This is a genomic window from Jezberella montanilacus (assembly GCF_003003055.1).
GTDB classification, from domain to species: Bacteria; Pseudomonadota; Gammaproteobacteria; order Burkholderiales; family Burkholderiaceae_B; genus Zwartia; species Zwartia montanilacus.
Genome location: NZ_PVTV01000015.1, coordinates 215,096 through 230,524, shown reverse-complemented (window position 1 = coordinate 230,524; position 15,429 = coordinate 215,096). Strand labels below are relative to the sequence as shown.

15 protein-coding genes and 1 pseudogene are annotated in these 15,429 nt (G+C 49.4%); 6 read left to right on the top strand and 10 right to left on the bottom strand.

Going from position 1 to position 15,429, the window contains the following annotated elements; genetic code table 11:
- Positions 1–8: 8 nt before the first annotated feature.
- Entirely contained in the window at positions 9–1,085 is a 1,077-nt protein-coding gene (locus tag BCM14_RS11770; RefSeq protein ID WP_106228220.1) for a CobW family GTP-binding protein, read from the bottom strand.
- 185 nt (positions 1,086–1,270) lie between these two features.
- Here BCM14_RS11770 and BCM14_RS15340 point away from each other — a divergent pair.
- From BCM14_RS15340 to BCM14_RS11750, 4 genes and pseudogenes are all read left to right on the top strand, one after another.
- A pseudogene (locus BCM14_RS15340) lies at positions 1,271–1,624 on the top strand (response regulator); the annotation flags it as partial.
- The gene (locus tag BCM14_RS15435) at positions 1,607–2,176 is read left to right on the top strand and encodes an HD-GYP domain-containing protein (RefSeq protein WP_375318482.1); all 570 of its coding nucleotides are present in this window, start codon (positions 1,607–1,609) and stop codon (positions 2,174–2,176) included. The pseudogene BCM14_RS15340 and the gene BCM14_RS15435, both read left to right, overlap by 18 nt.
- Positions 2,079–2,840 carry a response regulator gene (locus tag BCM14_RS11755; protein WP_259673580.1) on the top strand — a complete coding sequence of 254 codons (762 nt, stop codon included), beginning with the start codon at positions 2,079–2,081 and terminating at the stop codon, positions 2,838–2,840. The genes BCM14_RS15435 and BCM14_RS11755 overlap by 98 nt, the downstream gene beginning before the upstream one ends.
- Positions 2,833–3,135: a response regulator gene (locus BCM14_RS11750; protein ID WP_106228216.1), complete on the top strand. Its 303-nt coding sequence runs from the start codon at positions 2,833–2,835 to the stop codon at positions 3,133–3,135. The genes BCM14_RS11755 and BCM14_RS11750 overlap by 8 nt, the downstream gene beginning before the upstream one ends.
- Positions 3,136–3,251: 116 nt before the next feature.
- Here BCM14_RS11750 and BCM14_RS11745 read toward each other — a convergent pair whose 3' ends face one another.
- Positions 3,252–4,499, bottom strand: a complete 1,248-nt coding sequence (locus tag BCM14_RS11745; RefSeq protein WP_106228215.1) for a NupC/NupG family nucleoside CNT transporter — start codon at positions 4,497–4,499, stop codon at positions 3,252–3,254.
- A gap of 135 nt (positions 4,500–4,634) precedes the next feature.
- On the opposite strand from BCM14_RS11745, the gene BCM14_RS11740 reads away from it, so the two are divergent.
- The gene (locus BCM14_RS11740; RefSeq protein WP_106228214.1) at positions 4,635–6,944 is read left to right on the top strand and encodes a YgiQ family radical SAM protein; all 2,310 of its coding nucleotides are present in this window, start codon (positions 4,635–4,637) and stop codon (positions 6,942–6,944) included.
- 8 nt (positions 6,945–6,952) lie between these two features.
- On the opposite strand, the gene BCM14_RS11735 is transcribed toward BCM14_RS11740, so the two are convergent.
- The 3 genes from BCM14_RS11735 to BCM14_RS11725 form a co-directional block, all read right to left on the bottom strand.
- Positions 6,953–7,939, bottom strand: a complete 987-nt coding sequence (locus BCM14_RS11735) for a Bug family tripartite tricarboxylate transporter substrate binding protein (RefSeq protein WP_259673579.1) — start codon at positions 7,937–7,939, stop codon at positions 6,953–6,955.
- 187 nt (positions 7,940–8,126) lie between these two features.
- On the bottom strand, positions 8,127–9,122 hold the full coding sequence (locus BCM14_RS11730; protein ID WP_106228212.1) for a Bug family tripartite tricarboxylate transporter substrate binding protein: 996 nt from the start codon (positions 9,120–9,122) through the stop codon (positions 8,127–8,129).
- Positions 9,123–9,146: 24 nt separating this feature from the next.
- Complete coding sequence (locus BCM14_RS11725; RefSeq protein ID WP_106228304.1) at positions 9,147–9,539, bottom strand: RidA family protein; 393 nt, start codon at positions 9,537–9,539, stop codon at positions 9,147–9,149.
- Positions 9,540–10,370: 831 nt separating this feature from the next.
- Between BCM14_RS11725 and BCM14_RS15330 the strand changes: the two genes are divergently transcribed.
- Positions 10,371–11,135: a sensor histidine kinase gene (locus tag BCM14_RS15330; RefSeq protein WP_259673578.1), complete on the top strand. Its 765-nt coding sequence runs from the start codon at positions 10,371–10,373 to the stop codon at positions 11,133–11,135.
- 3 nt (positions 11,136–11,138) lie between these two features.
- On the opposite strand, the gene BCM14_RS11715 is transcribed toward BCM14_RS15330, so the two are convergent.
- The 5 genes from BCM14_RS11715 to BCM14_RS11695 all read right to left on the bottom strand — a co-directional run bounded on the left by BCM14_RS11715 (position 11,139) and on the right by BCM14_RS11695 (position 15,346).
- Positions 11,139–11,873, bottom strand: a complete 735-nt coding sequence (locus tag BCM14_RS11715; protein ID WP_106228210.1) for a formyltransferase family protein — start codon at positions 11,871–11,873, stop codon at positions 11,139–11,141.
- Between the two features lie 245 nt (positions 11,874–12,118).
- A complete protein-coding gene (gene tnpC, locus BCM14_RS11710) occupies positions 12,119–13,708 on the bottom strand; it encodes an IS66 family transposase (RefSeq protein ID WP_259673595.1) in 1,590 nt (529 codons plus the stop codon).
- A 168-nt stretch (positions 13,709–13,876) separates the two neighbouring features.
- Positions 13,877–14,233, bottom strand: coding sequence for an IS66 family insertion sequence element accessory protein TnpB (gene tnpB, locus BCM14_RS11705; protein WP_106228209.1), 357 nt, complete (start codon positions 14,231–14,233; stop codon positions 13,877–13,879).
- Complete coding sequence (gene tnpA / locus BCM14_RS11700; RefSeq protein ID WP_146129765.1) at positions 14,233–14,562, bottom strand: IS66 family insertion sequence element accessory protein TnpA; 330 nt, start codon at positions 14,560–14,562, stop codon at positions 14,233–14,235. The genes tnpB and tnpA overlap by 1 nt, the downstream gene beginning before the upstream one ends.
- 121 nt (positions 14,563–14,683) lie before the next feature.
- Positions 14,684–15,346 (bottom strand): response regulator transcription factor, encoded by a 663-nt coding sequence (locus BCM14_RS11695; protein WP_106228207.1) that lies wholly within the window; start codon positions 15,344–15,346, stop codon positions 14,684–14,686.
- Between the last annotated feature and the right edge of the window lie 83 nt (positions 15,347–15,429).

The window sequence follows — 15,429 nt, the reverse complement described above, 5'->3', positions numbered from 1 at the left end:
GCCTCTGTTTAAAAACATTTATCTAATTCATTTAGAGTGCGTGGTCGGTATGATGCCTCAGTCAGTGTGAGCGCCCTGAGACTCTCTTGCAGCCAGACAGGATCAAGCCCCATGCCAATGCAAATGATACGGCCGCGCGGATCCTCATCTGGCCAGACTTGCAAAAAAGTGGGGGAATGAAACACTTTACCTACCCCCTGAATCATTGCAAACGGGCGCTGGTCGTCCATATGGATCAGACCTTTGCATCGCAGTAACCGACTATCAAAGTGCTGTACCAGCAAGTGCCACCAAGCCGAGACTCCGACCCAGGTGGGGCGGGTGTTAAGGTAGGCACTCCATGTACTGATATCATCGGCGTGAGTATGCGCTGTTTGATGCCGTGTATGTTGCAGCGGGTATTGGTCAATACTTTGTTCAGTGCGAGGTAACCCCAGAGGTCTGTGCTCGCTGCTAGGTGACGTAAAAACAGATCGGGCGGCTTGGCCTATGGCAGACAGCGTGACTTGAGCATAGGGATTGATGTGTTGCAGGTGCCGGCGCAGTTCAGCTAACTGTTCTGGCGCTGCCATGTCTATTTTAGTGAGGACCAAGTGCTCTGCTAGGCTGACTTGTCGCCGTGATTCCAAGTGTAGAGATAACTGTTCAGCACCTTGCACTGCGTCAACGGTGGTTATCACTTGACCAAGACTGAAATGTTGCATGAGCAACTTGTCGCCGAGCAGCGCATGAAGCACAGGCAGAGGGTCCGCCAAACCTGTCGTTTCTATGACGACACGACGCAGGGGTGGACGATCTAGTCGACCGGCTACGTTTTTGATTTCTAGTAGGGTCTCGCGTAGCGAGTGTGTCACGGTGCAACACAAACATCCGTTGTCCAATAAATAGACGTCGTCTGAAAATTCTTGATAGACCAGCTGATCTAAGCCTATCGCGCCGAATTCATTAACGATAACGGCAGTATCAGACCCTGCTTCTAATTGCAGGAAAGCGTTAAGCAAGGTGGTTTTTCCACTGCCTAAAAATCCAGTGAGCAGATCAAACGCGATCATTCTTGAGTGAGTTTTAAAAGATTTAATTAGCATACGCAATCAGGCGAACCTTGTCACTATAAACGGGACGTACAGTGAAAGACTTAGTGTTGGAGCTGAACGTTCGCGTTTGTCCCTGTCCACCCGGCTGAAACTGTGTTGTCGTTGTGCGCCATCGCACAGACCGCGGAATTGCAATTCATTAGCCTAATCCCAACAATATTGGGATTGGACAGACTATGGAATTTACCGACTTAGGCCCCAGCAAAATTCTGATCGTCGATGATCAGGATCTCAACGTCAGGCTGATGGAAACTTTGTTGCAATCTGAGGGATATTCGACCGTTTCAGCGAGCAACGGCCGTGTGGCGCTGGCGATGGCTGTTGTGGAAAAGCCTGATTTGATTTTGCTGGATATCATGATGCCAGGTATGGACGGCTTCGAAACGGTCAAATAGCTGAAAGCGGATCTGCTCACGCAAAATATACCAGTCATCATGGTGACTGCTTTAGATGATCAAGAGACAAAAATCAAAGCACTCCAAGCGGGCGCTGAAGAGTTTCTGACTAAGCCAGTGGTTCGAGTCGACCTCGTTGTCAGAGTACGCAACCTGCTTCGCTTAAAGAAATATGGGGATCTGTTAAATAATCAAAAAACAATACTGGAAGAGCAAGTCCGTATCCGTACGGCTGAACTTGAGGCGTCTTACCGCAACACCGTCTTGACGCTTGTTCGTGCAGCGGAGGGAAAAGACGCCGAAACTGGAAAACATATTCAAAGAGTGAGTTTCTATTGCAAACTGATAGCGGTTGCGATGGAACTATCAGTTCAAACCTGTGAAGCAATTTTTCATGCAAGTCCCATGCACGATATTGGCAAAATCGGCGTTCCGGATAGTGTCTTGCTTAAAGTTGGTCAATTAAGCGATGAGGAATGGGTCATTATGAAAACCCATTGCGCTGCAGGGGCAATAATTCTATCGACAGGGACATCACCCTATGTGCGCATGGGAGCTGAAATCGCACTCAACCATCATGAGCGATGGGATGGGAGCGGTTACCTTGGTGATCGAAGACGATCACGCCGCAGCCGAAATCTTAAGGGTGCAATTAGTCGCGATTGGTTTTCGAGTAATCGTGGCTGAGACAGCTGAGCGTGGCATTGAGCTCGCCGTGCAGCAACGACCCGACCTCATCACGCTTGACATTCATTTGCCAGGAATGGATGGGTGGCAGTGCTTGGAGCGCTTAAAAAAGAATACTGATGTTGCATCCATACCAGTGGTGATTATTTCGATTGTGGCTGATCGGGCACGTGGCTTGTCTCTAGGTGCGAACCAGGTGTTACAAAAACCAGTAAGCCGTGATCAATTGAGCCGAGCCCTGGGGGCAGAGGGTTTCGGTCGCCGGTTTGCTGAACGTCATGGGGTCGTACTGGTTATCGACGATGACCCAAAGGCAGTTCAATTGCTTGGTACACATCTTGACGTTGCAGGCTACAAAGTCTTGTCGGCTTTTAACGGCAGGCAGGGCATTAATATCGCGAGAGAAAGCAAACCTGACTTGATCTTGCTTGACCTGATGATGCCAGAGCTAAGTGGCTTTGATGTGATTGATGCACTGAAGAACGATGTCACGACTCGAGATATACCCATTATTGTTGTCACAGCGAAACAAATTACTCAGGCCGATCGCGACAGATTAGGCAAAGATGCCAAAGAAATTCTAGAGAAATCTGATCTCAGGCATGGTTTGTTTATTCGTGAAGTCGACCGGGCAATGCTCAAAGATAAGGTCGATCATGCGTAAAATTTTGGTCATTGAGGATAACGAGTCAAATATGAAGTTAGCATCGTTTTTGCTAGAAAACGCCGGCTATCTCGTTTTGAAAGCGACTGATGCAGAATTGGGTATTGAGCTTGCGATCAAAGAGCAGCCTGACTTGATTTTGATGGATGTTCAACTGCCAGGGGTGGATGGCTTGCAGGCAACACGAGTCCTCAAGGAAAACCCCTTGACCAAGCAAATACATATCATCGCGATGACTGCGCTTGTCATGGCTGGCGATCGAGAAAAAATCATGGATGCCGGTTGCAATGGCTAAGTGGCGAAGCCGATCAAGTACAAAGAATTTTTGAAATTAATCTTTGACTTTTTTGAGACCTAGGCCTTTTGCTGGGCTGAGTATTTTATGCAATTGCTGCTTTTCGACGTTGCGACTTAGTGGATTAGATAACTGACAATGCAGCCACACGATAGCGTGGCCAGCGTCCCCGCGACAATAGTGCGTAAGCCCAGATCCAGAATGTTTTTACGGTGAACGGGTGTCATCGCAGTCATTCCGCCAATTAAAATTCCAAGGCTTCCCAAGTTGGCAAAGCCACACATCGCATAAGTCAAAATAAGTTGGCTTTTCGCAGAAAGCGCACCACTGGGCAGATTGGCCATATCGATATAGGCCACTAACTCATTCAAAACTGTTTTGGTTCCCAATAAGGAACCAGCCATAACCGACTCATCCCAAGGGATGCCGATGAGCCAAGCAAGCGGGGCCATCAGGTATCCCAAAATACCTTGCAGGGTGACGGGATGTTCTTCCACTGTTAACCAACTCAATAGTTCGTTGACTAGTGTGACGAGGGAGATAAAGACAATCAGCGTCGCGCCGATTTGCAAAATGGTTTGCAAGCCCTCTGAGGTCGCTCTGACGATAGCGTCGAAACTATTCGTGTCGACCTGTTGGATATTGACAGGCAACTCGCTTGAGCCCTTCTCTGACGGCACCATCAGTGCTGAGAACGCCAAGGCGGCTGGTGCACTGACAAAAGAGGCAATGAGAATGTGCCCGAGCGCATCTGGGACTTGTTCTGACAAGATACCGGCGTAGAGCGCCATCACTGAACCGGCGACACCGGACATCCCTACGGACATGACTGCAAACAATTCACCACGAGAAAGTTTGTCGAGATAAGGTTTGATAAGGAGTGGCGCTTCGACCATGCCAAGAAAAACATTAGCTGCGGTTGATAGGCCGACGCTACCACTGACGTTCATGATCTTCTCAAGCAAAACTGAAAATAGTTTAACGAGTCGGGGCAGAACACCCCAGTGAAATAACAGCGCTGAGATCACACTCATCAGCAAAACAATGGGGAGCGCCTGAAACGCCAGAATGAACGAAGATCCCGAACCCGACGATGCAAACGGGGAGGGTGCACCACCAAGATAGCCAAACACGGCACTCGTGCCACTTTTAGTGGCCATCAACAGGCCTTGCATCACATCATTTAGCCCGGCAATCGTGGTTTTCAAAAATGAAATCTTGAAAAACATGACGGTGAGTATGGTCTGTAAGACGACACCTCCAATTACCGTACGCCAAGGGATGGCTTTACGGTTTTCTGAGATCAACCAGGCAAGGCCCATCAGCGTGGCGTAGCCGAATACCGCTCGGGCGAGTTCACTCATTGCCGATGACCATGTGGGCTTAATCGCTCATATTGAAAATTATTCTGCACTTTAATGGATCAATTAGCCGCCGCGCAAGCCTGCGAGGTTTGTTCGTGGTTAATACGTACCGTACAATACTGTCTACGGACTGCTATGACCACCTACACCGACGTTTCCTTCTTCCCCCGTAACGCAAAACCCCTGAGCAGTTATCGCAAGTTCTGGGCAGAGCGCTTTGGCGTGGCACCTTTCTTACCGATGAGTCGCGACGAAATGACTCAGCTTGGCTGGGATAGTTGCGACATCATTATTGTGACGGGTGACGCCTATGTGGATCACCCCAGCTTCGGCATGGCTGTGATCGGTCGTATGCTTGAAAATCAAGGGTTTCGAGTCGGGATTATTGCGCAGCCAGAATGGCAAAGCGCTGATCCCTTCAAGGTCTTGGGTAAGCCGAATCTGTTTTTTGGGGTGACGGCTGGCAATATGGATTCAATGATCAACCGTTATACGGCCGATCGAAAAATGCGTAGTGATGATGCCTATACCGCTGGGGATATCGGTGGTCGGCGACCCGATCGAGCCGCAATTGTCTATACCCAACGCTGCAAAGAAGCCTATAAAGACGTTCCGGTTGTGCTTGGTGGAATCGAAGGGTCACTGAGACGGATTGCGCATTACGATTACTGGTCTGATAAGGTTCGCCGCTCAGTGGTGATTGATAGCAAATGTGATTTGCTGTTGTATGGCAACGCCGAGAGGGCTGTTGTTGAAATTGCTCACCGGCTGGCTGCTAAAGAGCCCGTGCATCAAATCACTGACGTTCGAGGTACTGCCTTCATGCGTCGCGAGACACCCGAAGGCTGGTTTGAGATAACGTCGACGAGTATTGACGAACCGGGTAGGGTAGAGGCTCACGTTAATCCTTATCTGATGATCAGCGAGCAAGCGCTCGAAAACGGTGAAACCTGTGCGCGTAATGATGAGGCGCGCGAAGTAGCCGCTGACGCGAACAAAAAGAGCGATAAAAAGCGCAAGGCAATAGCCGGCGAATCGCCTCTGGTCTTTACGCCTAATCCAGCTTTGCAGTTAAAGGGCAAGCTTAAAGTGCCTCCACGCGAGCGAAGCGTGATCCGCTTGCCTGCTTACGAACAAGTGAAATCAGACCCTGTTTTATATGCTCATGCCAGCCGAGTGCTTCATTTAGAAACGAATCCCGGCAACGCTCGCGCGCTCGTGCAGGCGCATGGTGAAGGACGAACAGCACGAGATGTGTGGATTAACCCACCCCCGATTCCCCTCACCACCCCAGAGATGGATTTGGTTTTTGATTTGCCTTATGCTCGCAGTCCACATCCCGCTTACGCGGATGAAAAGGGTGGCCACGACGGCACGACCAAGATCCCTGCCTGGGAGATGATTCGTTTTAGCGTCAACATCATGCGAGGCTGTTTTGGCGGCTGCACCTTTTGCTCGATCACTGAGCACGAAGGGCGGATTATTCAAAGTCGCAGCGAAGACTCCGTTATCCGTGAAATCGAAGACATCCGAGACAAAGTACCTGGTTTCACAGGCGTGATTTCAGATTTGGGCGGCCCCACCGCCAACATGTACCGCATCGGCTGCAAAACACCTGCAATTGAGTCGGCCTGTCGCAAGCCCAGTTGCGTGTACCCCGATGTTTGCCAGAACCTAAATACCGATCACAGTTCTTTGATTCATATGTATCGACGGGCTCGTGCGCTCAAAGGTGTGAAGAAGATTCTGATTGGCTCGGGCTTACGCTATGACCTGGCAGTGAAGTCGCCCGAATATATTCGCGAGCTCGTCACCCATCATGTGGGCGGTTATCTCAAGATCGCCCCCGAGCACACCGAGATGGGGCCACTATCTAAGATGATGAAGCCCGGGATCGGCAGCTACGACAAGTTCAAACAGATGTTTGATAAGTTCAGTTTAGAGGCCGGTAAAAAGCAGTTTTTGGTGCCGTACTTTATTGCGGCTCATCCTGGTACCAGTGATGAGGACATGATGCACTTGGCTGTATGGCTCAAGAGCCACGGCTTTAGAGCAGATCAAGTGCAAACTTTCTACCCAAGCCCGATGGCCACTGCCACAGCAATGTATCACTCAGGGCGCAACCCGCTCGGTCGAGTGACTCGAACAAGCGAGACCGTCGATATTGTTCGCGGCGATCGGCGTCGTCGGCTGCATAAAGCGTTTTTGCGCTACCACGATGCAAACAACTGGCCGTTGTTGCGTGAGGCGCTGAAAGCAATGGGGCGCGCGGATCTCATCGGTAATGGTAAAAAACACCTAATCCCTTTTCATCAACCGCAAACCGATGGCAGTTACACCAGTACTCGGCGTAAAAACAGCACTGAGGCTGCGGGCAAGCGTACAGTCAAGCCGGGCCGAGTGTTAACCCAGCATACAGGGCTACCCCCGCGCAAGAAGATCTAATTGCTCGATCATTCTTGAGCAATCTTCCCCTCTTTAATCACTTTTGCCCATTTAGTGATTTCGTTATCCAGATACGCTGAAACAGCCTCTGGCGTGGATCCTTGGATCTCAATCCCTTGCTCTCGCATCTTTAACTTAAGCTCGGGATCTAACAGCACCGCGTTCACTTCTTTATTCAGCCGATCAATAATTGGTTTGGGTGTTCCCGTTGGGACAAAAAATGAATAGGCTGCTACTGAATCAAAGCCGGGAAACCCAGACTCAGCCAAGGTAGGCACATCGGGCAAGAGAGGAGAGCGCTCAAGCATCGTTACAGCCAGCGCTTTCACTTTGCCTGTTTGGATGAGTTGTAAATAGGGCGGGATATTATCCAGCGTCATGCTGACTCGACCTGTGATCAGGTCTGGGATCAACATTGCCGTGCCTTTATAGGGAATATGCAAAATGTTGAGATTCGCGGCGGTTTTAAACATTTCACAGGTCAAGTGAATCTGACCGCCTGTTCCAGAGGACCCACAGGTGAAGTCACCAGGATGCGCGCGAACGTTGCTTATCAATTCAGCCAGATTCTTGGCTGGATTGTCTGCGCTAACCAAAACGGTAATGCCAATTGTGCCCACCCGGGAGATCGGCGTGAGGTCAGCTCGTAAGTTGTAAGTAAGCGTTTTGTAATAGCTGATCGCCGCCGAGTGCGAACCCATTGATCCCATTAGTATGGTGTAACCATCGGGCGTCGCGTGCGCAACAGCTGAGGCTCCAATATTGGCACCCCCACCAGGCTTATTCTCGATCACAACAGGTTGTCCGAGTCTTACGGCCAGCTTCTCTGTCACGGCCCGAGTGAGGATGTCCGTCGCACCCCCGGGCGGAAAAGGCACCACTACTTTGATCGGTTTACTGGGGTATATCTCCTCACCATAAGCCACCGATCCACCAAGTAGCGTGAGTAAGCCGATGAATAACAATGTTTCGATCCGTTTTGCTGCAAAATTCATTGCTTTTTCCTTCTCCATGCCGGGTGTACTTGCTTACTGCAATCTCTCTTCGGACAAGCAATTAGTATGCCAAGGCATATGTTGTTCCCGGGTCGGCTTTTTCTTTCAACCTACGGCTGCTTTGTTGTGAGCTCAGGCCTTGATGGGATGCAAAGCTTTGTTCAACACTGATGGATTCAGTCACAAGTTACTCGGGTGTCAACTTTAGTTCAGTCGTTAACTGTCGATACACGGGCCAGACCTCGCTAATCATCTTTGTTAGTGGCTCGCCGACCAAGACGTTATCATCTGATCCTATCATCTCCAACAAGGCCATCATTCTTCTGGATTGACTCGCCGCGTCGGCTACAGTACTGGAAATCTTGTCGACGATTTCTTTGGGTGTGCTGGCGGGTGCCAAGAGCATGTTGTATTCGAGTAGTTTGGTAAAAGCAGGGCTCGTGAAACCTTGTTCAGCCCAAGTCGGTACATCAGGATATTTAGTACTGCGTCGATCCGACATAATTGCGATCATTCGAAGACCGTCGCGCTGCATGAAGGGATCAATACTGATCACTGAACCCGTCGCGACATCGGTCTGCTTACCCACTAGGTCCGTAAACATGGCAGGTGTGCCTTTGTAGCTCACCACGACAAATTGCCCGCCGGTTTCTTTAGCAAGTTGCGAGAGCAATAGATGCCAACCCGATCCCAAACTATAGTTGCCCGCGTTCACAGGCCGCTGGCGAGAAAGTTCAACCAACTCTTTCGCGTTTTTTACCCATAGCCCAGTGTGCACAGCCGCTGGCAAGCCCCCAGCTGTGACTGCAGCGACGGGTACTAGATCTGCATCTGGATTGATCAAAGGTTTTTTAAACAGGACAGAGGCTTGAGCCAACTGGCTATGCAAACCAACAAACAAGGTGTAGCCATCTGCTGGTGCGTGCGCCACAGCTTCAGCGGCAATCATGCCACCTGCGCCAGGTCGATTCTCGACCGTTACAGACACGCCGAGTTTTTGAGTCAGATACTCCGCGAAGGCACGTGCAGTTGCGTCAGTAGTGCCACCTGGATTTTGTGAAGCAATAATTCGAATCGGTTTTGTTGGAAAATCCTGACCTTGAGCAACGCAAGGACTCAAAAGCCAAGATGCCAAAGAATAAATCGATATAGCGAGTACTTTTCTGATCGTCTGTTGTCTCATGTTGCCTCCAGCAGTGACACTTCGTTATTTCGGTATGCCAAGAATCAAATCAATTTCAACTAAGGCACCAACAGCCAGGCCATGCACGCCAACACATGTTCGGCTCGGTAAGGCTTTGGTGAACCAGGTGCGATAACAGGCGTTGAATTTGTCGTAGTCGTCGAAGGATTCCAGATATACCCTTACCATGAGCGAATCATCCAGCGTCAACCCAAAGTGCGCGATTACCGCCTCGAGGTTTTTCTTGACTTGCAATGATTGCTCGATCAAGCCGCCTGCAACAATTTTGCCGGTTCTGGGATCGGTAGGCATCTGACCCGTCACAAATAACATGTCTCCCCAACGCGTCGCGTGTGAAAAGGGGCCAACTTGTGGCGGCACCCCAGAGTCAGCTGGAAAGTTAAACGTTTCTCTCATTTCTGGTTCCTGTACTTTGAAGATTAATCTATAGTTAACGATACGATACGATACGATACGACACGATACAACTTTGAGCATCGGTGCTTTCAAAAAAATATGTTTTCGACCAACCTTACCGTACAGTTTTTCTTACTGGTCGTACTCATCCAGCTTAGTTTTTTATGGATCTTGCTCAGCAGCACGAACCGAGAGCACAGAACACTTCCGTTTTATTTATTTGGTGCTGGTTTTCTCGCGCAAGCGTTGTTCTACGGGTTTAGATGCGTAGGTATCTGGCTATACCCCGATCTGACGCTGCCATACCGAGTTGGCCATCCTTGGGTACAAGCCGGAATTATCTATGGCGCAATCTCAATCACCTTCGCGTGGATTGTTAAAGCATTATTTTTCAGAATTTTGAATGGCAAGACAAAGTACTTGCCTCATATTGCCGTGGCGGTGGTGCTGGGATTTACGATTCTTGTCTATGAGACGACAGCGGCACCTTCCTTCTTGCCCTGGGCCACGTTCTTAAGGCATATATCTGCAACCCTTTTCGCACTTTGGGTATGTCTTGAAATTATTGATTTTCAAAAAAAACAGAAGAGTCATTTTCTCGTTTATTTAAGGAATGTCTTGATATCCTACGTGGGATTGCAACTTTGTTTCAGTTTGATTGTTTTTGTCCTAGGCTTGCAAGTGCTTCTCGAGCTGTATCACACCCACGAATTGACCGTGTTAGACACGAAACTCGGCGATACGATCGCTTTGAGTCGCCTTTGCCTCGGTATTATTGTCGATGCGCTCGTTTGCATGTTTTGGTTGGAAACCTACTCGAGCCACGCAATCTTGGCTGAAGAAAGCAAACAACAATTAGCTAAACTCTTGATTGAGAAAGAAGCGCTAATTGAACATCTGATCAAAACCACCACATTAATTCATAGCGGAGCGCTATCTGCCGCCCTTGCACACGAATTAAATCAGTTTTTAGCTGTTATTCAAGTTAACGCTGAGCAAGCCAATGCGGTGCTGGCAACTCATCACCAGCCGGAGTCAGTGGCCGACAATCTCAATCGGATCATTAAAGTCAATCAAAGTGCAGCTGAATTGATCGCTAGTTTAAAAGGGCTATTTATGAGCTCTGACGAAACAATGAACTCGGTAATGATCGATAAAATTATTTTTTCGTCAGTTGAGCTTTACCAAAAGCGACTAAAACAGGCCAATATTGAACTTGAGTGCAAACTAGAGTTTGGTGAAGAGATTAGCGTGCAAGCGAGTCTGATCCAGCAAGTATTTTCAAATCTACTGGTGAACGCAATAGAAGCACTAGAAAGATCAGATAAAGTCGACAAAAAAATAATTATTGAATCTGGCTCAGAAAAAGAACATTGCGCAGTAACCATATCGGACAATGGGCCAGGCGTTGATCAATCACAATCGCACAAAATCTTTGATATTTTTGAAACAACCAAAACTAACAAAAGTGGTATTGGACTTTGGCTGTCCAAGCATATTGTTGATCGGCACGATGGGACCATCAGTCTCAGCAGAAATGAGCTCGGCGGGGCAACTTTTAAGGTCGTGTTAGGCAACCTGAAGCCAAGCAACTAGTATTTATGTCTGAGCTCTGTAAAACAGTACGCCGTGAATTTTTTTATAGTATTTGCCAATTCGTGCTTTTTGATTTTTAGCAAGAAAATATTTTTGTTCATCTGCAATGAGGGTAAGTTTCGAATCACCATCACCTTGACCAAAGGCGAGCACGCGCCGCTCGAGCTCATTTTTCTCTATTAATAGATCTATTTGACAGTACTGTCGGAACAGCTCGCGAGTAGTCTTTCTCGGGCCCCAAGCGATAGGCAAAGGAGCCATCCTGTCTGCCTGAGTCAAATCGTGAGCCATACGGGCTAGCAACCGCATGGCACACGCAGACAAGCAACTCACAAGCGACTCGTAGTCGTGGTCTTTATGAAGTTGAAAACTTTCTATAGCAATGATTTCTCCAGCATCAACCTTTTCTACCATGTAGTGCATGGTGATCCCGTACTTCAATACGGCATCATATAAAGCAAACGCAGCTGGTTGCCAGCCTGGCAGGCTGGGAGGACCTAGGTGCACATTGATGCATCCGAATCCAAATTTATCAAGTATGTTTTTCGGGACGATTTCGGCTGAGGCGCATGCGATTAATCTGCTCTTTTTTAAAAAAGTAGCATCGTATTTTTCTAGAGCGACGAGGGATGGGGCGCTGTAATAATTGAGCTCGCTGTTACATTTTTTAAGCAGCTCAATGATTTGAGAACCGATTAGTTCTGGTGCAAGAACAACGATATTCAAAAAACGCAACATGTAGGATCAGTGCAGACAAGCAAATAAACAGCCGAACCAACCTGAATATTTTCAGTCAATCTAAAGAAAAATATAAAACGCTTGGTGATAGTTTGGGGCAAATCTTCATCGTTGTATACCCGACGATCGCTGGGTGTGACTGATGTCGCTACCGCGAAGAGTCTCCCCGGTAAGCGATCCATAAACCCCAGAGGTCGGTCTTTCGCCAGGGTTTTACATCAGCGGCACTTAACGGCGATGACGCATCAAACCTGAGCTTCGAGTTCGACTATCGTTTCGGTCATTGGTTTCGTTGATAATGCCGCTTTCACATTCCAAGGTAAGAGTGCCTCGATCGCCTCAACGGTTTTAGCCGCGGGCAACTCACGCAACACCTGACGTAACCAGTGATAGGGTTCAAGCCCATTGGCTTTAGCTGTTTCAATTAACGAATAAATCACCGCACTGGCTTTGGCACCCGCAACCGTATCGCTAAAGAGCCACGCTTTGCGCCCGAGCACGAAGGGCCTGATCGCATTCTCGCAACGGTTGTTGTCGATGGGCAGATCTCCCCGCTCAGGGTAACGCACGAGCATGCTCCATTGATCACGCATATAGGAGAGCGCTGTGCCTAGCGCACTTTTAGGTGTGACCTGAGGCAGCGTTCTTTGCATCCAAGCGTAAAGCGCAGCGAGCGCTGGCACGCTTCGCTCTTGGCGCGCCAAGTACCGTTCTTGGTCAGTCGCTTTCTCTTTCTTACAGTCCCGCTCAATGCCATAAAGCACACCGATCAGACCTATGGCTTCATTAGCCAAGCCACGCTTGCCTTTTGGCTGCACGCGCGAGGCTTCAACAAACCTACGCCTCGCATGCGCCCAGCAAGCCATGCGCTCAATGCCATCGGTCTTGGCCAGTTTGTTGTAGCCCGTATAGCCATCGGCCATTAAATAACCACGATAGTCGTGCAACAGGCGCACGGGTACCTCTGCACTGCGGCTCGGATCGTAATCAAAGATCACGACGGGCTTGCCCGGTGGCCCCCCGGTCTGCACCCACATATAACTTGTAGACGTGGGCGCCTTGTCTTTTTCTTTAAGAACCTGCACGACGGTTTCATCAATGTGAAGCAAGCTGCCCTCAAACAAGGCGTCGCGCGCCAGATTCAGCAGGGGTAGGATCAATTGGCCGGCGCCAATCGCCCAACGCGCAAGCGTCTGAGGTGGCACTGGCGCGTTATGACGATCAAGCACTTTTGAGAAGCGCGTCAGCGGTAAGCCATCCACGTACTTGACTGTGAGCATCATGGCCAAGAAGTCAGCACTGGCGTTACTTTTAGGCAAGGGCTGCGGGGGCAGCTTAGCGGTAACGGGTGGGTGTGCACTATCGGGGCAGCCATAACGCATACGAACGTGGCGCAGAACGCGGATCTGCATCGGGACGATATCGAGCTGTTCGCTGACGTCTTGGCCAATGACTACCATCGGTGTGCCACAGGGGCAAAGGCGCTCTGACTCGGGCACGTCGTGCAAGACCTCAACGCGCTCGAGCTCAGTCGGCAGCGGCGCGCGCTTGCCGCGAGGGGGTGTGCGGTCTGCGGGGGTTTTGGGTGTTGCGGGATCTTTAACCTCGGGGATCACAGCAAGGTCTTGCTCTTCGGTGCTACCTAGCGCTAAGGCCTCAGCCTCGTTAAACAAGTGACCTTGACCGTCTGATTGCTCAGAGCTTGCGCCAAACATACGGCGACGCGCTAAGGCGATTTGTTCTAACAGGCGGTCAACGCGGCCCTGAGCCTGAGCGACCTGAGCTTTACTTTCTGCGACCCACACCTGAGCTTGATTGAGATAGCCATGCAGCATCTCGTTGGCGCTTCTGTGCGACGCAACAACCGAGTGTAAGAGTGCAACGAGTGAGGCTGTATCGGTAGGTAAAACAGTCGGTAAGACTACTTCAGGAAGAGTGATTTCTTCTTTAAAATCGAACCTCTTTTTGACTGTTATTTGCATGCCTTATTATAGCAAATCCTCCTATGAAACAGAGGTAAAAATCAATGATTTATGAGGTTTATTTTTCCATAAATCAAAGCCCTCAAGCAGCCACTCAAACTCTTGCAAACTGAGCGTTAGCGTATCACTCGCCAAGTCTTGTGGCCAGGCAAATCTCTCTGCCTCAAGGCGCTTAAGCCACAAGCAAAAACCATTACGATGCCAGTAAAGTACTTTGATACGCGTACGCGTGCGATTCACAAACACGTAGAGCGCACCAGCAAACGGGTTGAGCAATAACTCTCGCTCAACCAAAGCGCTTAGGCCATCAATCGACTTTCTGAAGTCGACTGGTTGGCGGCATAAATACACCAACTCGATTTGCGCGCCCGGGTGCATCAGCCCGCACCCCGAAGACTGTGCGCAAGCGCCGCGAGCCATTGCGTACTGGGCAACGATTGCAGTTCGAGTCTGAGTGTTGAGTTCACCACCAGCACACAGTCAGACTCTGACTTGACTCGCGGCGTTTGACTCACGCGCAGCGCCACAAACTGACTATCGGTTGAACCGGGCTTGACGCCGCCAGCCCTTTTTAACTTACTGCTCCAGTGATACAGCGTTTTGAGTCGTAGGCCGTGTTTGCCTGCATACGCCATCAACGACAGACCTTCTCGCTTAACACCGGCTAAATGCTCGGTCCAAAACTGCACGCCTTTGCTAATTTTCATCTTCATCTCATCTTACGTTTGGAGATAGAGATGATCGCGCAGCTTTTACCGTCTGACTAGGTTGGGGTTTATGGATCGCTTACTCTCCCCGGAGCCTCTTAAGGTCTGACGGGTAGCTGAGTCAAACGTCGTGTTTGCCTGATCCCTGGGCGATGACGGCGTTCAACGCCATCAGCTCTGACAAGCCGGTCAAACCTAGCTTGGACATCATGTCTGCTTTGTATTCTTTTGCGGTTGATATTGCAATGCCGAGCGTTTCTGACAGCTCTGAGTTGCTGTAGCCTTTTGCCAATAGGCTAAATACCTGTCGCTCTCTGGGTGAGAGGCTTGCTAACTTCACTTCAAGCTCTGCTTGTATACGGCTTGCCGTTATTCGCTCATTTTCATAGGCGATAGCTTTTGCAATGACGCTGAGTAACTGCTCTCGACGGAAGGGTTTCGTCAAAAAATCAAAAGCGCCTTGTTTCATCGCGGTAATGGATTGGTTAATAGTGCTCTGCCCACTGATAAAAATGATCGGCATGTTGATACCCCGTTGGATCAATTCAGCTTGCAGCTCGACTCCGGTCATTTCGGGCATTCGGACATCGGTTACTAAAACGGCTGGTGAATCAGCATGAAAATCATCTAGAAAGACGCTGGCGCTCGGATAGGCACTCACGTGATAGCCTACAAAAGTAAGCATCTCGCGGATGCTATCGCGCAGGTCTGTGTCGTCTTCAACCAAAAAAACTTGACCAAGACAGGCTTGCGTGAGCGGAGGATTCTGCTTGATTTCATTCATCTAAGTGGCAACCTAGCTAAAAGACGTGGACATTTTTAATTGCACCATCATATGCTCAGTCAAATTTTACCTAAATGTGTACC